This is a genomic window from Citrobacter sp. Awk 4 (genome assembly GCF_028069725.1).
Taxonomy (GTDB): Bacteria; Pseudomonadota; Gammaproteobacteria; order Enterobacterales; family Enterobacteriaceae; genus Citrobacter_D.
In genome coordinates, this window is the sequence record NZ_JANEWG010000008.1 from 11,978 (window position 1) to 29,825 (window position 17,848).

Here is a 17,848-nt window from a genome sequence, read left to right on the forward strand (position 1 = left end):
ACACTCACTTTAAACACAAAATTAACATTTTATTTAAATCTTAGTATTCATCCCGCCAATTCTTACCTAATATCGATGAGTCCCGATAACGGGTTCGTCGTAGCATAGATGTACGACAGACACATTAAAGGCCGTAGAGCCTAACAACACAGACAGGTACAGGAAGAAAAAACATGGTAGATCAGGTAAAAGTCGGAGCCGTTGAAGAGGCTTCGTCTGAACAGTCGCTACGGCGCAATCTCACAAACCGTCATATTCAGCTTATCGCCATCGGCGGCGCTATTGGCACTGGCTTGTTCATGGGGTCCGGTAAAACCATCAGCCTGGCAGGGCCCTCGATCATTTTCGTTTATATGATCATTGGTTTTATGCTCTTTTTCGTGATGCGCGCAATGGGAGAATTGCTGCTCTCGAATCTGGAATACAAATCCTTCAGTGATTTCGCCTCTGACCTGCTCGGACCGTGGGCGGGCTATTTTACCGGCTGGACCTACTGGTTCTGCTGGGTAGTTACCGGGATGGCCGACGTCGTCGCCATTACCGCCTATGCGCAATTCTGGTTCCCTGGGCTTTCCGACTGGGTGGCCTCACTGGCGGTGATTATCCTGCTGCTGAGCCTCAACCTTGCCACCGTAAAAATGTTCGGTGAGATGGAGTTCTGGTTTGCGATGATCAAAATTGTTGCCATCGTGGGGCTGATCGTTGTCGGTCTGGTGATGGTGATGATGCACTTCCAGTCGCCAACCGGGGTAGAAGCCTCGTTTACTCACCTGTGGAATGACGGCGGCTGGTTCCCGAAAGGCTTAAGCGGCTTCTTTGCCGGTTTCCAGATAGCGGTATTTGCCTTCGTGGGTATTGAGCTGGTGGGGACGACTGCGGCGGAAACCAAAGATCCGGAGAAATCCCTGCCGCGCGCAATCAACTCGATTCCGATTCGTATCATCATGTTCTACGTCTTCGCGCTGATCATCATCATGTCGGTGACGCCGTGGAGCTCAGTCGTACCGACCAAGAGCCCGTTTGTGGAACTGTTTGTGTTGGTTGGTCTGCCTGCTGCTGCCAGTCTGATTAACTTTGTGGTGCTGACGTCCGCTGCATCTTCCGCGAACAGCGGCGTGTTCTCCACCAGCCGTATGTTATTCGGCCTGGCGCAGGAAGGGGTTGCGCCGAGTGCGTTTGCGAAGCTGTCTAAACGTGCTGTTCCGGCAAAAGGGCTGACCTTCTCCTGTATCTGCCTGCTGGGCGGTGTGGTGATGCTGTACGTTAACCCGAGCGTGATTGGTGCATTTACGATGATCACCACCGTGTCGGCGATTCTGTTTATGTTCGTCTGGACCATCATTCTGTGCTCGTACCTGGTGTACCGCAAACAGCGTCCGCATCTGCATGAGAAATCGATTTACAAGATGCCGTGGGGCAAGATGATGTGCTGGGTGTGCATGGCGTTCTTCGTGTTCGTGCTGGTACTGCTGACGCTGGAAGAGGATACCCGTCAGGCGCTGATCGTCACACCGCTGTGGTTCATCGCGCTGGGTCTCGGCTGGTTGTTTATTGGCAAGAAACGTATGGCTGGCGTACGTTAATCCGATAGCCGGATGGCGTTTCGCTTATCCGGCCTGGAAAGGCTCGAAATGTAGGCCCGGTAAGCGGTAACGCCACCGGGCATTTTTTTACTCTCCAGCCAGCGCACGCGGGAACAGAACGTTGTTCTCCAGACTGATGTGTTCCATCAAATCGTCGATCAATTCATTAATACCGTTGTACATCGCTTTCCAGGTCGTGCAGGCTTCCGGCGGTGGTGTGACGTTATTGGTGGTGTGCTTGATCACTTCCAGTAGCTCACCTGCGTCATCGTGCTCGCTTTCCATTACGCTTATCGGGCCCATCGCCTGACTTCCCATTCCCTGCTTGATCATCGGGAACAGGATCTGCTCTTCTTTCATCATGTGGCTGGAAAGTTCCTGATGCAGCATGGTCAGATATTTCGCCAGACCTTTCGGAACGCTGGGTTTATCGGCGTGTACGCGTTCTACTTTGGTGGCCTGCAGAATCAGTTCCGGCAGTTGCTCACGGTGGCGGTCATGATAACGCACAATGATGTGGTTGATGATTTCGGTGAGTTCTGCGGTACGCCAGTCTTTCTCAATCGGCTGTTCAGCAAGCGCTGCCAGTTGCGCTTCGATAGCGTCGACATCCAGCTCTTTACGCGCGGCCGCGCGCGCCAGCGTCTGCTTACCGCCGCAGCAGTAATCCATATCGTACTTACGAAACAGCGCCGAAGCGCGAGGGATCGAGAGCGCCAGTTCACCTAAAGGTTGATCGCGATAAGACATAGCTGTTACCTCATTCTCAGTAATATAAGATGTATATTAAATACATCTTTAAGGCGAAGATATACCTCTTTCGAGTCAGAATGAAGTGTGATGATTGTCACGAAATTTTCTTATTCTCTTAAGATGCTGAATCTTATTAAAAAGAACTGAAAATCCGCTTTGGTCGCCGACGGCAGGATTAAATAAGCTGGCGGCACTGCCGATAGTTAGACCTCAGGCAATCCTTGCATAAGAAAAGGCAACAGATGTTCAAACGGATCAAAGTCATCACCTTACTGATAATCGTGCTACTCGCTCTGGGCGCGATGCAGATCATTTCCGCAGGCGTTTTTATCGGTGCGCTCAACCACGACAAACAAAACTTCACCGTGTCACAACTTTCCAGCCAGAACGTGGCGGAATTTACCGATGCGTGGATCAGCCTGAACCAGGCGCGCGTGACGCTCAACCGGGGTATGCTGCGGCTGCAAGGTAATATGGCCAATCAGATCAATGGCGGGCAGTTGAATGAACTGGTGAATGCCGCGAACCGTATGCTGGCAGAGGCAAAGCGTCATTACGACAACTACTACGCATTGCCGGAAACGCCGGGTCTGGATGAAAAACTGGCTGACAGGCTGGAAGAGCAATACGGCCTCTACTCGGCCACGCTGGCGAAAATGAACATTCTATTGGCTGAAGGTAAGCTGGAAGAGATGTTCAGGCAGAATGCCGAACAAAAACAGACGGCTATGCAGGCGGTTTACCACGAGTGGCGTACCGCGCAGGCTGAACTGGCAAATGCAGGGATGCGGGATAACGAAAACGACTATCAGCGTATCCTGTGGATCCTGACCCTCATTATGTTGGCGGTCGTGGCGGTGATCGTCATCAGCTGGATTGCCATGCAGCGTGTGTTGCTGAAACCGCTGCATGATGTGATGGCGCATATTCGCCATATTGCGGCGGGTGATCTGACCCACCGCATTCAGACGGAAGGCAGCAACGAAATGGCGCTGCTGGCGCGTAATCTTCACGAGATGCAGCAGGCGCTGGCGAACACCGTCAGCGTGGTACGCGACGGGGCCGATACCATCTATACCGGCGCAGGGGAAATTTCAGCGGGCAGCAACGATCTCTCTTCACGGACAGAACAGCAGGCGGCATCACTGGAAGAAACGGCGGCCAGTATGGAGCAGCTTACTGCGACCGTGAAGCAAAATGCGGACAATGCGCGTCAGGCGACCAATCTGGCGCGCAATGCTTCTGAGACGGCGCAGAAAGGCGGTAAGGTGGTGGATGGCGTGGTGCGTACCATGGATGAAATCGCCACCAGTTCCAGCAAAATTGCCCAGATCACCAGCGTGATTGACGGCATTGCGTTCCAGACTAATATTCTGGCGCTGAATGCGGCGGTGGAAGCGGCGCGGGCGGGAGAGCAAGGGCGCGGTTTCGCCGTGGTTGCAGGCGAAGTGCGTACCCTGGCGCAGCGTAGCGCGCAGGCGGCAAAAGAGATTAAGGCGTTAATCGACGACTCTGGCAATCGGGTGAGCGCAGGCGCGGCGCTGGTGAATGAAGCCGGTGAAACTATGGCGGAGATTGTGAGTGCAGTCACCCGAGTCACCGACATCATGGGTGAAATTGCTTCCGCATCTGACGAGCAAAGCCGGGGCATCGATCAAGTCGGTCAGGCGGTTGCAGAAATGGATCGCGTGACGCAGCAGAACGCCTCGCTGGTGGAAGAATCAGCCTCTGCTGCTGCAGCGTTGGAAGAGCAGGCTGCACGTCTGAATCAGACGGTCGCCGTGTTTAACGTTTCGCGCCGGACGGCGGCGTAAACATCTTATCCGGCCTACGCGCTATGACGTCGTAGGCCGTATAAACGCCACACTCTCTGGCAACATCACGACTCTGAAACCGCGATGATGCCCGGCTTCTCCGGTTTTGCTCTTACTGCAATCACCACCCCAATCACCAGCAATACAATCCCGCTCAGCGTCAGCAGTGGCGGCATTTCTTCCCGCAGAATAAAGGTGTACAGAAGACCCGCTAATGTCTCGAAGACAATCAAGGGGCCGAGGATAACCGTTGGCAAGCGTTGGCTGGCCACGTTCCAGCATAATGCGCCTACCCATGAACAGAGGATCGCAATGGCCACCATCAGGCCGATAAACACCACTGGGCGCGGCCCAAAGGGCAGTTCAAAAATGGGTGTTTGCCCACTGAGCCAGAGGCAAGCCGCGACATACCCAAGCAAAGAAACAGGCAGTGTGACCAGCGCCTGCGCCGTTGCCCACATCATCGGGTGTTTATCCGGATTCTCGCGTAACCAGCGGGCGTTACGCAGCGCATACCATGCCCAACACACCACAGAGATCAGCGCCAGGGCGATACCTGAACCGTAGCGCCAGCCGTTAAAATCGGGCATTCCCTGATCCAACTCCGCAACATTCACGCAGAGTAGCCCAATGCCGATCAACACCAGTGCGGGCGTTAAGCGTAGCCAGGATAATTTGCCGTCGCGCTGGCTATAAAGCAGGTTGGCAAATACCGGGATCACCACCGGCAGCGTTCCGATGATCATCGTTGAGACGGGAGCGCCGGTGCGCTGGATCGCGCTTGCCAGGCAGAAGTAATAAATCAGATTGCCCATCATCGTCAGCGCCAGCGCAGTCAGCCAGTCTTTACGCGTCAACTGGCGAAGGCGCACGCGACCAAGCCAGGCGATGGGTAACGCGATCAACCCCAGTGCCAGATAACGCCCCATCGCCTGCAATACCGCCGGGTATTCCGGTACGATCAACGGCCCGACAAAAATCAGTCCCCACATCAGCCCCGCCAGCAGGGCATACAACACACCGCTAATCATTTTTATATCCACATTATTGAACGTAGTGAGAAGTGTAGGCAGGGAATACGCGCCCGTATTGTATGAGATTGCTGATTAGCCGGAGAACACCTGCTTTTGGTAGCGTACCGGGGTGATGCCGTAGCGATGCGTAAATGTCCGGGTGAGATGGGATTGATCGGTCAACCCGGTGGCCGCAGCCACCTCTGCTGCGGGCATACCGTGGGTGAGAAATGTCTTTGCCCGCCACAGTCGAATTGCCATCAGCATTTGATGCGGCGTCACGTGGAAATGGGCTTTGAACTGGCGCTGAAAATGCCAGGGGCTTAGCGACATGACGCGCGCCAGCTCATCCAGCGTGACAGGATGCATATAATTATCATGCAGATACTCGCGTACGCGATCAAAACGATGTGCGCCTTCGCGCAGCGTCGGTGCATGACGCGCCAGGGGCTGGAAAGTGTCGATAAGGGAGAGCAGCAGACCTTTTTGCGCCAGCGGATCGTCCGCGTGCCAGAGTCCCTGGATCAGCGTACAAATTTGGCGCGATCGTAACGGATCGTGGCGCGTAACGTCCTGAAACCACCAGTGACGGATCCCGGTCACCTCTTCCAGCAGATCGGGTTCCAGATAGATCATACGGTAGCGCCAGCCGTCCGCCGTGTCGGCCTCACCGGTATGCAGCTCATCGGGATTCATCGTGACGACGGATTGCGCGGGGGCAACATATTGTGTACCGCGATAGCGAAAGCGTTCGGCTCCGGCTTCTATCGCACCGATACCGAACGCTTCATGGGTATGGGGTTCAAAGGCGTAACGCGAAATGTGGGCATGATAAAGTTCAACGCCGGGAACCTGCGCCAGATGGCGAAAACGGGCGCTGTCTTTCTCATCAATAAACTGTTCGGGTACGCCTTGCACGGTGTCTCTCCCCAGGAACCATCGTTTCATTATCAGAGATGACTCCCGGGGATGCCACTGCAATTAACTAATTTTTAACACCTACAGGAGGCTTTTGACGCTCTCCGTCAGTTATGGCCGTCATCGAACAGCCCCCCAGTGCTGGGTGAGCAGGTCAGCGATAAAGTGCCTGATGGCGCTTTGCTTATCCGACCTACAAAAAGCACTGCTCTGTAGGCCGGATAAGACGCTCTGGCGTCGCCATCCGGCAATGAAGGGAGCGTTACTGACTCAAATCCACCTGGTAAATCGCAAAACCGATATCATCGGTGGCGACTTTTTTCAGCGGATACTGTCCTTTCTCTTTGATAAACGCGGCGGCTTTATCGGTTGGGGATGTCTCAACACGGATATCCAGCGTCGTCTTACTGTTGATGGGGGCCAGACGCCAGTTATTGTCTGCTGCCGGATGGATTGCGCCCGCGCGCTTTGTTTCCGCGCTAATCCAGGCTGCCAGCACCGCACGGTTCTCATCCGGCGCAGCAAAAGCGATATGATTTTCGCCGGTGCCCGCGAACTTACCACCGTAAGCGCGATAGTTATTGGTGGCGATCAGGAACGTCGCGTTCGGATCAATCGGTTTGCCGTTGAAGGTCAGATTCTTGATGCGTTCTGCGTTAGGGTTGACGGTCTGGCATTCACCGTCATAGCGGGCGGGCTGTGAAACATCCACCTGGTAATTAACGCCATCAATCACATCGAAGTTATAGGTGCGGAATCCATCCCAGTTAATCAGCGACTGCGGTTTGCTGCTGTGGATATCAATTTGATTAAACTGTCCTACCGAGCATTCCAGCCACTCTTTCACCTCTTTGCCGCTGGCTTTTACGACCACCAGGGTATTGGGGTAAAGGTAGAGGTCGGCGGCGTTACGGAAGGTGAGTTGCCCTTTTTCCACTTCCACAAAGCTGGCTGGATCGTTTTTACGACCACCAACTTTAAACGGTGCGGCGGCAGAAAGCACAGGCAGTTTTGCCAGATCCGGATCGCCCTGAATAAAGTGTTCAACGTAGGCTTTTTGCGCCATATTCACGACCTGAACGGTCGGATCATCTTGTACCAACGCCAGATAGCTGTACATGTTATCTGCGGATTGACCAATCGGTTTGCCGACAAATTTGCGAGTGGCGTCATGATCGGCTTTCAGGATATCCACCAGCTTACTGTCTTCCGCTGCCAGCGATTTCTTCGCCGCCGCGTCATAAATCGGACGGGCCTCGGCTTTCGCCTGTGTCACCTGCCATTTCCCGCTGTCGTTGTTCAGCACCAGATCCACCACGCCCAGATGATCGCCCCACATGCCCGGCATAACGGCCGGAACACCGTTAAGGGTACCTTTAGTGATATCTGCGCCTTTAATACTGGCGAAATCTTTGCCCGGGAAGACAGCGTGCGCGTGACCAAACATAATGGCATCCACGCCCGGGACTTCGCTGAGGTAGTAAACCGAGTTTTCCGCCATGCTGTGGTATGGATCGGCTGAAAGACCGGAGTGTGCAATCACGACCACCACATCGGCACCGTTGGCGCGCATTTCGGGGACATACTTGCGGGCGGTTTCGGTGATGTCATTCACCGTCACTTTGCCGCTGAGGTTGGTTTTATCCCAGGTCATGATCTGCGGCGGCACAAAACCGATATAACCGATTCTGAGCGTTTGCTTATTACCGTCCTTATCGATGACATCCGTCTCTTTGATCAGATAAGGGGTAAACAGCGGCTTCTGGGTTTTAACGTCGATGATGTTGGCGTTTACGTAGGGGAATTTAGCGCCAGACAGCGCGGTGTGTAGATAATCCAGGCCGTAATTGAATTCATGGTTGCCAAGGTTTCCGACGGCATAATCCAGCGTATTCAGTGCCTTGTAGACAGGATGAATATCACCTTTTTGCAGACCTTTGTCCGCCATGTAATCGCCCAGCGGACTCCCCTGAATCAGATCACCGTTATCAACCAGCACGCTGTTTTTCACTTCATCTCTGGCGGCATTAATCAAACTTGCCGTGCGAACCAGGCCGAATTTTTCCGTCGCGGTATCTTTGTAATAATCGAAATCCATCATGTTGCTATGCAAATCAGTCGTTTCCATGATTCGCAGATCGACGGTCGCCGCGTTCACGCTGGCAGCGATCAGCGTGGCCAGGAGCGTTGCGCTAAACTTAATCATCAGGGGCATCCTTTTAAGATCTAAGCCACAAAAGAAAATGTATCTATATCTTCTTGCTTACAGAATCGTGAATCATGCCATGAATTTACCCGCCAAAACCGCAGTCGCTATCACAGTTGGCGGATCCCCTGACGATAGGGTATAAGTAAAACAACGAGTTAACGCCACGGCCACAAACGAGGTGGAGAATGTTAGAACATGTATGCCAGCTTGCACGGAATGCGGGTGATGCCATTATGCAAATCTACGATGGAGTCAAACCGATGGAGATCACCAGCAAACAGGATGATTCTCCAGTCACTGCGGCGGATCTTGCCGCGCATGCCGTGATAGTTGAAGGATTACAGGCGCTGACGCCGGATATTCCGGTTCTCTCTGAGGAAGACCCGCAGAGCTGGGACGTACGCCAGCACTGGCAGCGTTACTGGCTGGTAGACCCACTGGATGGCACGAAAGAGTTCATTAAACGTAACGGGGAGTTCACTGTTAATATTGCGCTGATCGACAAGGGTAAGCCGGTATTGGGCGTGGTTTATGCTCCTGTTATGAAGGTGATGTACAGCGCGGCAGAAGGAAAAGCCTGGAAAGAAGAGTGCGGTACGCGTAAACAAATTCAGGTACGTGACGCCCGCCCGCCGCTGGTGGTAATTAGCCGCTCGCATGCAGACAGCGAATTGAAAGAGTATTTGCAGCAGTTGGGCGAGCACCAGACCACCTCGATCGGATCTTCCCTCAAGTTCTGCCTGGTGGCAGAAGGGCAGGCTCAGCTGTATCCACGCTTTGGCCCCACGAACGTCTGGGATACCGCTGCGGGCCATGCTGTTGCCGCTGCGGCCGGGGCGCATATTCACGACTGGCAGGGTAAACCACTGAATTACACGCCGCGCGAATCCTTCCTCAACCCCGGCTTCCGGGTCTCTATTTACTGAGTAACGTATGCAGCAGGGCGATCACCTGCTGCACCTCTTCCTGCGTTAATGCGCCATCTTTTGCCCACTGAATCCGCCCGTCTTTGTCGAGTACGGCGATAGCTGAACTCTCTTCATCCAGTTGCCAGGTTTTACGCGCAATGCCGTCGCTGTCGACAATAAACTGCGACCAGGGGTAGAGCTTCTTATTACTCTCAAGGCTACTGCGCACGAACATACCGGAACCAGGAATGGCGTCATCCGTGTTAACGATGGTGGTAGTCTGGTATTTGTCGTGAGGCAGCTTCGCCGCTTTGATGGCTTCTATCAGCGTCGCGTTTTTCTCTTTGGCAGAAGTGCGTCCGGCGATGTGTTGCAGAATGCGTACTTTCCCAGGCAACTGCGCGCTATTCCAGCTTTTGTAGCTAAACTTATCACTATCAAGAATCAATTCACCGCGATCGGCGATCCCCACTGGTTGCACGCGCTGGTGCATTTCGAAGTTATGTGCGGAGGCCATCATCGGCAGTAACAGGCATGAGAGCGCCAGAAGCTTACGTAGGGTCATGGTGTTTCCTTATTATTTGAAGGTGATCCGACCACTTGGGTCTGAGATTTAATCATATGTGCGAATGATGCTTTTTCCCGCAAACGCAATGCCAGTTTGCGGACGGGCGCACAAATCCTGCGAAAAATGAAGGCTTATACTGAATCCAGCGCGTCGTTGAAACGATAATTCTGAATAAGTGTAATGGAAAGGTAAATAAACTTATACGCGCTGGAAACATCGTCGAGATAGTCTATAGTCATATGGCATTAAAATTTGCGCCTTAGAACAGTTGGGCTGATTGTGGCACCGCAAAGGCGTAATGCTCAGCAGGAGACAACAATGAAAATTTTCCAACGGTACAACCCGCTGCAGGTGGCGAAGTACGTGAAGATCCTGTTTCGTGGACGGTTATATATCAAGGATGTAGGCGCTTTTGAGTTTGATAAAGGTAAGATTCTTGTCCCAAAAGTGAAGGACAAGCAGCATTTTTCTGTGATGTCTGAAGTTAACCGTCAAGTTTTGCGTCTGCAAACTGAGATGGCTTAACCGAAGTGCTATGCGATAGCTAAAGCAGTATAAAAAACGGCTCCTGAACAGGAGCCGTTGATGTTTCTAAGGCGTGGAGATTATGCCGCGTTCTCTTCTTTAGCATCGGGCAGTTTCGGCGTCAGCGTTGTGGGTTTCGTGCCGAGTCGCGTAACCAGCAACTGATCGATACGGTAGTTATCGATATCCACCACTTCAAACTTGTAGCCGGAAAACTTCACCGAATCGGTACGTTTCGGGATTTTTCGCAGCATAAACATCATAAAGCCGCCGATGGTTTCATAGTTACCTGACTGTGGAAACTCGTCGATATCCAGCACGCGCATGACGTCATCAATAGGCGTACCGCCATCAACCAGCCATGAGTTCTCATCACGCGCGACAATCTGTTCTTCCAGACCCTGGCCCACCAGGTCGCCCATTAATGTCGTCATCACATCATTGAGGGTGATAATACCTACCACCAGTGCGTACTCGTTCATGATAACGGCAAAATCTTCACCCGCAGTTTTGAAACTTTCCAGCGCTTCAGAGAGGGTTAAGGTGTCCGGAACGATCAGCGTATTGCGGATCTGGACGCCGCTGTTTAGCGCCATGCTCTGGTTCGCCAGCACGCGGTTGAGCAGGTCTTTTGAGTCAACGTAGCCAATGATGTGGTCGATGTCTTCGTTACAGACCAGGAATTTCGAGTGCGGATGCTCCGCCACTTTGTTTTTCAGGCTCTGTTCATCTTCATGCAGATCAAACCAGATCACGTTTTCACGCGAGGTCATGGAAGAGGGCACGGTGCGAGATTCCAGTTCGAACACGTTTTCAATCAATTCGTGTTCCTGTTTACGCAGTACGCCTGCCAACGCACCGGCTTCAACGACGGCATAGATATCATCAGAGGTAATGTCGTCTTTACGCACCATCGGCAATTTGAAGATGCGAAAAATCATGTTCGCCAGACCGTTGAAGAACCACACCAGCGGGCGAAACACAAACAGGCAGAAGCGCATCGGGTTGATGATACGCAAAGCCACAGCTTCTGGCGCAATCATACCGATGCGTTTCGGGGTTAAATCCGCGAACAAAATAAACAGACCGGTGACCAGCGAGAAAGAGAGAATAAAGCTCAGTTGCTCGGACAGTTCGGCTGAGAAATAGGTAGAGAACAGGGAATGAAATGCCGGAGAAAATGCGGCATCGCCCACGATACCGCCGAGAATGGCGACCGCGTTCAGGCCAATTTGCACCACGGTAAAGAACATTCCCGGGTTTTCCTGCATTTTCAACACGCGATGCGCGTTGATGTTGCCTTCATCCGCTAACAACTTAAGTTTAATTTTACGTGAGGCGGCAAGCGAGATCTCGGATATCGAGAAGAACGCACTCACAGCGATCAAGCAGAGTATGATTAAAATACTGTTTAACATATCTTATCCGACCGTTCAGGTCAGATCCTCGGAAGGGAGTTGATAAATCCGTGTGAAATACACATTGAAAACCGGCCCGAAGGAAGTGAGCCGGCAATTTCAGTCGCTAGTATAGCGTAAGGTACTGTAATGCCGCCAGAGGGTCAGTTTAGCCCATTGCGCTCAGTTTACTGACCAGCGCCATCTCTTGTTCGCTAAAGGGAAGACCGTCAGGCGTCAGTACATCGTGAAACCATAACGAATCCTGATATTCATCGAAGGCGATATCTGGCCAGGGTAGCCAGGTTTGTGTTTTACCCTGCACGAGTCCCCACTGATAATTTGAGATGCGCTGTGTATGAAACAGTGGCAATTGCGTTTCTATTCGGCTCCCGACATGGCGCGCCATCCATTCTGTACAGAAAATGGGACGCCCGAAGGCAGCAAGCTGAGACAGGATTGACCGCTGGCCTGGCGTGTTGACGTAGGCGTGGTAGCTAATCACATCCGACAGGTGCAGTGCCGCGACATCAATCGGATGGGTAAAAGCCGTTTCACAGGCCTCGCGATTGTCGATATGCCAGGCCGCGACGGTTAACGGTTGGGAAGGCGATTCCTCTCTCGCCCACCGGAAGACATTAAACAGCAAAGTAAGCGCATAGATTTCCAGCAGGTCATCGTAGAGGGCACTTTCATGCTGACCACAAAAAATGCCGCCGTTACCGGGTTCGTTGTATAAATCCCAGATCTGAATGCGAGGATCGTGGCGAAAATAGCGGATCATATCCCGCACGTAGGCTTCGATCTGCGGCCAACTGCGCCTGTCGATAACCTTCCCGCGTCCAGGACTGCCCGACGCCTGACTATTGTGAATACCGGGAACAGGGGATTTTTGTTGCCCAATAAACGGTTCGTCGCCTGAGAATGCGCAGTCATCCAGCAAAGTCAGCATGACCTTGATCCCATGAGCATGGGCAATAGCCAGGAAACTGTCGATACGGTTAATCAACCCATTTCGGTCATGCTGCCAGACGGTAAAAGGTAAATTCGTCCTCAACCGGTTATACCCGTAAGTGCCTGCCCAGGTTAGCTCCTGCTCAATGGTTCTGAGATCAAATGTTTCTGCTTGCCACATTTCCAGCCAATTGACCGACGTACGGGGTAAGTAGTTGAAACCACAGCCCCATCGCTGCTGCTGGTACCACATGTTTGCCCGAACAATGCTCCAGGGTTGATACATGCTGTGTTTCCTATTTTGCACCGGAAAGACCGATATTTCCTGTTATGCGGCGTGTTGCATCGCCACCCCACACTTCGTCATATTCATAACCTGTGAGCTGTAGAATCACGGCCTGGGTCTTCTCATCACAGTCGGTGCCATTTCCGCCCAGCTTGCGGCGTGCGATTTCTTTCAGCAAAAGTTGATGTGTTTCCCGCGTCAATTTGAATTTGAAGGTGACCCAGAAACTGACGGCCAGCAGCGCAGCAGTGGCAAAGATCATCAGGCCGATAATGGCGTGTAATGCGCTTTCCGGCTGTGCACCGTTTCCTTTCACAAAACCACATTCTTCCAATACGATGCCAATCATCAGGATGGCGATCGCCACAGTACTTTTACGCGTCAGTACCATGACGCCTGCGAAAATCCCCTCACGACGCTGCTGAGTCACCATTTCATCAATATCGGGGATAAAACTGTAAATATTCCAGGGAATATAATAGAGGCCGGAGCGTGCAGCGCCGAGAAGAATAAAGACAGCAGAAAATAAAGTAGTAGGCACCTGAATGTTGGTGTAATAAGTGATAAACAAGAAGGTGAGCACGCCAAATATACATCCGTAAGACAACCTCAGCGCAGCAGATGGCGTAATGTTAAGTTTATTTAGTAATAACATGAAGCCATAAGTCCCCGGAACAGAGGCGAAGGCAGCGATACTTAACCAACCTGATACAGACGATGCGTCCTGCTTCAGGCAGTAAATGACATAGTAAGTAAATACTGAGCCAAAAACATCCATCGCAGTGAAAGAAAAAATATAAATAATAATGTGCAATCGAAATGCCCGTATTTTGAACGAAGAAAAGAGATCGAGTACGAGGTATTTCAGATGGTTAAATAACCCACCCGTGCGCTGGAGATTGATGTGAAATGACTCTTCCTGCACATCTTTTGCTTCCCAGGTACAGCGCCAGGTGGTGAAGACAGCGATGCAAAATACCGTTGAAAATAGTAGTCCAGTCAATGTGTAGGTAAATGGGTTATCTTTTCCGGTGAATTGCATAATGATTCCGGGCACTGATACCGCAAGAAAACCGCCCAGTTGCGAGCAGATCATGCGTACGCCAGAAAGGCGGCTTCGCTCTTCATAGCGGTTAGTCATCTCCGCCGCCAGGGTTTCCCACGGCACCAGTACCATGGCTGACAGAAGTTCAATGGATAAATAGGTTCCCAGGTAATACCAGTAGCCCATGTCGGTCAGCCACAGCAGAGCATACAGAAACATTAAAGGGGAACTGAGTAATAAAAAGAAGCGGCGACGACCAAATTTTCGCCCAAGCCAGGTGTTTCCAAAGTTATCGGTGACATAACCCATTATCGGGCTTAAAAGGGCGTCAATAACACGGGCAATTGCAAATATTGAACCCGCTTCGATTACACTCAATCCGCAATAAGTGGTGTAAAAAAATAAAAGCCAGGTGCCAATAATGGCGAATGCGCCTCCGCCAAATAAATCAGTTACGCCGTAGCCAATTGCCACACCATAGCCGACTCTGCGTTCAGTAGGTTTGACCATAATTATTTTCCAGTTTCATAGTGTAATAAAATTCCGTTTTTATTCGGAGGATTGTTTCTATCTGGAATAAAATGTTTTTTAGCCGTTAATTGTTATCCATTGTCGTATTTGAGACGATCGATAAATAGCCTCCACAAGCGCCAGTGATTTTTTCGCTTCATGAATATCGGTAAATTCTGTCTGACCCGGGTGTGATATAGCATCATAAAAATGACGGATAGCCTGATAATGGCCGCGACCCCAGTAACTTTTGGTCTTCCCCTCTGGTGAGGCATCGCTCACCAGTTTTACGCGCTCCTCACCTGTGACTCGCCACAGGGTGTTGTCCGTCAACTGATACAGACCTTTTTCGCACTGTATCTCCAGTAGCAGCGGTGAGTCGACGGTGTTGCAGTTACTCGCGTAGAACAGGCCGCGTGCGCCATTGTTAAAAAGCATGACGGCCATCGCGCTGTCTTCTGCTTCCGTCACCTCCGCTAACACGCTGCTATCCACCACACCTTTCAGCCGCGACACCCCGTCAGCGAACCACTGCATCAGGTCCAGGGTATGAATCGCCTGGTTAATCAGCAGACTGCCGCCTTCATGGGCGAAACGCCCACGCCACGGGCTTTCGGTGTAATAAGCTTCCGAACGCGCCCAGGTGAGTACGGCTTTAAGACTGAGCATGTTGCCGAGCGTACCGTGCGCCAGCTCCTCGCGGATCCGCAGACTTGTTGGGTTAAGTCGGTTTTGGTAGCAGACGCCCAGCAAGCCTGGCGCGCAGCGCAGCGCCTCCGCTATCTCGGCGGCTTCATGGCCAGTGAGTCCCACCGGTTTCTCACAAAAGACGTGTTTACCCGCAGCAAGCGCGGCGATGACCATTGTTTTATGTTCAAAATGGGGCGTGCAGATATGCACCACATCGATCTCGTTATCCAGCAGCATCTCACGATAGTCTTGATAGAAGCGGCATCCGTAGGTTTCTGCCAGTGTTGATCCGATGTTGCTATTGATATCGACCAGCGCCTTCAGCGTGACTCCCGGCAGCTGTTTAAGCGCGTTCATGTGGCAACCATGAATCGCGCCGGCACCGATAATGGCGGCGTTAAGGTTTTGCATCAGCCCCTCCGGTTATGACGATGCGTTCGCCAGCATTTGCGCTTTTACGCACAATTCTGCGGCTTTGAACGCATGGGCCTGGGTCATAGCGTTTTCGGTTCGGTGAATACAGTCGAGGATCAGCTCGCCAAAATAGGGGAAGCCGACGTTACCCGCGACGGGATAGCGGAATTCGCCCTCATTATTCACCAAATAGACCACATCCTGTTCACCGTGAGTGATATCGACATATTTACGGATCTCGATATATCCCTCTGTACCCAGCAGCGTCAGGCGGCCGTCGCCCCAGGAGGAGAGGCCATCTGGGGTAAACCAGTCGCAGCGGAAATAGCCTGTCGCGCCGTTCTCACCTGCCAGCATCGCATCGCCAAAATCTTCAAATTGCGGATATTGCGGGTGATTGACGTTACGCACCTGGCTGGCGACGATATGCGCCTCGTGGTTACCTGTGTAAAACAGAAATTGCTCGATCTGGTGGCTACCAATGTCGCAAAGGATGCCGCCGAAGTAGCGACGTTCATAAAACCAGTCCGGTCGGCCAGTACCTTCGCGGTGCGGACCGGTACCCAGCGTTTGGATGACGCGGCCAATCGCCCCTTGCTTCACCAACTCTCCGGCGAACACGGCGCTCTCTACATGCAGACGTTCGCTGTAATACACCGCATACTTACGCCCTGTTTTTGCCACCATTGCTTTGGCGTCTTCCAGTTGCTCCAGCGTGGTCAGTGGCGCTTTATCAGTGAAATAATCTTTGCCTGCGTCCATCACTTTTAAACCCAGCGGACAGCGCTCAGAGGGGATTGCGGCGCCAGCCACCAGATTGACGCTTGCGTCATTCAGGATCGTCTCAAGCGAGTCGGCAACCTGTGCCTGCGGATACTGTTGCAGAAAAAGATCCACTTTATGCGGCTCGGGATCGTAGACCCATTTCAGGGTGGCGCCCGCGTCGATAAGTCCGTTGCTCATGCCATAAATATGACCGTGATCGAGGGCGGCGGCGGCAAAGACAAATTCCCCCGGTTTAACCACGGGCTGTGGTTTGCCAGTCGGGGCATAGTTCATTCCGTCTTTCTTGTTCATTGCGACTCTCCTGAATCCAAATCTTTGTCCAGAGGGATGGTGCCTGTTTCGGTGAAGTTAGCTACGGAGGTTGATTTCTCATAAAAATGCGGAGCGTGATGAAGAAGACCGCCCGTGCGATAAAAATCATCGGTACTCAGAATGGGCAGCGTCACCACCGTACGGGTCATCGCCGATTTATAGATGGCGGTGATTAACTCCAGCGAATGTTTCCCTTGTTGACCATCCACCAGCGGTGCCGTGTGCAGCTCAATGGCGCTTAGCATGTTCTCGATTTGCCCGGTATGCAGCGTCCATTTTAGTTGTGGCGTGGTGTGAAATAACGTTTCCAGATCGTCTTCCAGCGCGCGATGGTTTTCCGGCTGTGGAAAACCGTTATCTGCTGACTGGCTGGCAAACACTTTCCAGGGCGCGGATATGCGCGCTTTCTCACCCTGAATCACAATCTTCTGGTCTTCGCCGTGATGCACGACGGAGGCGGTCAGTTGGGTCAACGCGCCGCCTGGGTAGCTGAAGATGGCTGCGCTGAGGTCTTCCACTTCGGCGTTGTCGTGAGCGACATTGCTCATCATTGCAACTACTTCACTGGGAAAACCGAGTATCCACTGGATGGCGTCGATGTGATGCACAGCGTGATTGAGTGTGCAACCGCCACCTTCTTTTTCCCATGTCCCGCGCCACCACAAATCGTAATAGCAGTGTCCGCGCCACCAGAACGAGTCCACCTGAGCGTGGCAAATCTTGCCCGCGAGACCTGAGTCAACGGCGGCTTTTAAACGCCAGAAGGCGTCGGTAAAGCGATTTTGCGCAATGATGGATAAGATTTTTCCGCTGGCCTTTTGTGCAGCGATCATGGCATCACACTCTTCGAGCGAGGCGGCCATTGGTTTCTCGCACAGCACATGCTTTCCGGTATTTAGCGCGTCAATGGTGATTTCCGCATGTACATAGGGCGGCGTGCAAACATCCACAATGTCTATGTCGATACCCGTTTCCAGCATCGCCTGATGATTGCTGAAGACCTGGGCGTCGGTCAGGCTATAACGCGTTTTTTTCTCTTGCGCTTTTTCTGGGTAGATATCGACCAGCGCAACAATCCGGCAGCGCTCAGGGAACTGCAACCAGCCCTGTATATGGTTGTGGGAGATGTTGCCAGTGCCGACAATGGCAATATTTAACATGGT

General features: G+C 52.3%; 15 protein-coding genes. 4 read left to right on the forward strand and 11 right to left on the reverse strand.

Annotated elements, in window-relative coordinates; translation table 11 throughout:
* Positions 1–173 precede the first annotated feature (173 nt).
* Complete coding sequence (cycA, locus tag NNO04_RS04875) at positions 174–1,583, forward strand: D-serine/D-alanine/glycine transporter (RefSeq protein ID WP_271443719.1); 1,410 nt, start codon at positions 174–176, stop codon at positions 1,581–1,583.
* Positions 1,584–1,670: 87 nt separating this feature from the next.
* Here the strand turns inward: cycA and ytfE are convergent, their stop codons facing one another.
* Entirely contained in the window at positions 1,671–2,333 is a 663-nt protein-coding gene (gene ytfE, locus NNO04_RS04880) for an iron-sulfur cluster repair protein YtfE (RefSeq protein ID WP_271443720.1), read from the reverse strand.
* Between the two features lie 245 nt (positions 2,334–2,578).
* Here ytfE and NNO04_RS04885 point away from each other — a divergent pair, with 245 nt between their 5' ends.
* Positions 2,579–4,150, forward strand: a complete 1,572-nt coding sequence (locus NNO04_RS04885) for a methyl-accepting chemotaxis protein (RefSeq protein WP_271443721.1) — start codon at positions 2,579–2,581, stop codon at positions 4,148–4,150.
* Positions 4,151–4,215: 65 nt separating this feature from the next.
* Here the strand turns inward: NNO04_RS04885 and NNO04_RS04890 are convergent, their stop codons facing one another.
* The 3 genes from NNO04_RS04890 to NNO04_RS04900 form a co-directional block, all read right to left on the reverse strand.
* Positions 4,216–5,181, reverse strand: coding sequence for a DMT family transporter (locus tag NNO04_RS04890; RefSeq protein WP_271443722.1), 966 nt, complete (start codon positions 5,179–5,181; stop codon positions 4,216–4,218).
* Between the two features lie 75 nt (positions 5,182–5,256).
* Positions 5,257–6,081 carry an AraC family transcriptional regulator gene (locus NNO04_RS04895; RefSeq protein ID WP_271443792.1) on the reverse strand — a complete coding sequence of 275 codons (825 nt, stop codon included), beginning with the start codon at positions 6,079–6,081 and terminating at the stop codon, positions 5,257–5,259.
* Positions 6,082–6,343: 262 nt separating this feature from the next.
* Positions 6,344–8,287: a bifunctional 2',3'-cyclic-nucleotide 2'-phosphodiesterase/3'-nucleotidase gene (locus NNO04_RS04900; protein WP_271443723.1), complete on the reverse strand. Its 1,944-nt coding sequence runs from the start codon at positions 8,285–8,287 to the stop codon at positions 6,344–6,346.
* Positions 8,288–8,475: 188 nt separating this feature from the next.
* Here NNO04_RS04900 and cysQ point away from each other — a divergent pair, with 188 nt between their 5' ends.
* Positions 8,476–9,216: a 3'(2'),5'-bisphosphate nucleotidase CysQ gene (gene cysQ, locus NNO04_RS04905; RefSeq protein ID WP_271443724.1), complete on the forward strand. Its 741-nt coding sequence runs from the start codon at positions 8,476–8,478 to the stop codon at positions 9,214–9,216.
* Here the strand turns inward: cysQ and NNO04_RS04910 are convergent.
* Positions 9,206–9,763, reverse strand: a complete 558-nt coding sequence (locus tag NNO04_RS04910; protein WP_271443725.1) for a YtfJ family protein — start codon at positions 9,761–9,763, stop codon at positions 9,206–9,208. The genes cysQ and NNO04_RS04910 overlap by 11 nt on opposite strands.
* A 321-nt stretch (positions 9,764–10,084) precedes the next feature.
* Between NNO04_RS04910 and NNO04_RS04915 the strand changes: the two genes are divergently transcribed.
* Positions 10,085–10,291, forward strand: a complete 207-nt coding sequence (locus NNO04_RS04915) for a DUF1107 domain-containing protein (protein WP_192610851.1) — start codon at positions 10,085–10,087, stop codon at positions 10,289–10,291.
* An 80-nt stretch (positions 10,292–10,371) separates the two neighbouring features.
* On the opposite strand, the gene NNO04_RS04920 is transcribed toward NNO04_RS04915, so the two are convergent.
* From NNO04_RS04920 to NNO04_RS04945, 6 genes are all read right to left on the reverse strand, one after another.
* Complete coding sequence (locus NNO04_RS04920; protein ID WP_271443726.1) at positions 10,372–11,709, reverse strand: hemolysin family protein; 1,338 nt, start codon at positions 11,707–11,709, stop codon at positions 10,372–10,374.
* Between the two features lie 148 nt (positions 11,710–11,857).
* Entirely contained in the window at positions 11,858–12,928 is a 1,071-nt protein-coding gene (locus NNO04_RS04925; protein ID WP_271443727.1) for a 1,4-beta-xylanase, read from the reverse strand.
* 10 nt (positions 12,929–12,938) lie between these two features.
* Positions 12,939–14,483, reverse strand: coding sequence for an MFS transporter (locus NNO04_RS04930; RefSeq protein ID WP_271443728.1), 1,545 nt, complete (start codon positions 14,481–14,483; stop codon positions 12,939–12,941).
* A gap of 78 nt (positions 14,484–14,561) precedes the next feature.
* Positions 14,562–15,584, reverse strand: a complete 1,023-nt coding sequence (locus tag NNO04_RS04935) for a Gfo/Idh/MocA family protein (protein WP_271443729.1) — start codon at positions 15,582–15,584, stop codon at positions 14,562–14,564.
* Positions 15,585–15,596: 12 nt separating this feature from the next.
* On the reverse strand, positions 15,597–16,664 hold the full coding sequence (locus tag NNO04_RS04940; RefSeq protein WP_271443730.1) for a Gfo/Idh/MocA family protein: 1,068 nt from the start codon (positions 16,662–16,664) through the stop codon (positions 15,597–15,599).
* On the reverse strand, positions 16,661–17,845 hold the full coding sequence (locus tag NNO04_RS04945) for a Gfo/Idh/MocA family protein (RefSeq protein ID WP_271443731.1): 1,185 nt from the start codon (positions 17,843–17,845) through the stop codon (positions 16,661–16,663). The genes NNO04_RS04940 and NNO04_RS04945 overlap by 4 nt, the downstream gene beginning before the upstream one ends.
* Between the last annotated feature and the right edge of the window lie 3 nt (positions 17,846–17,848).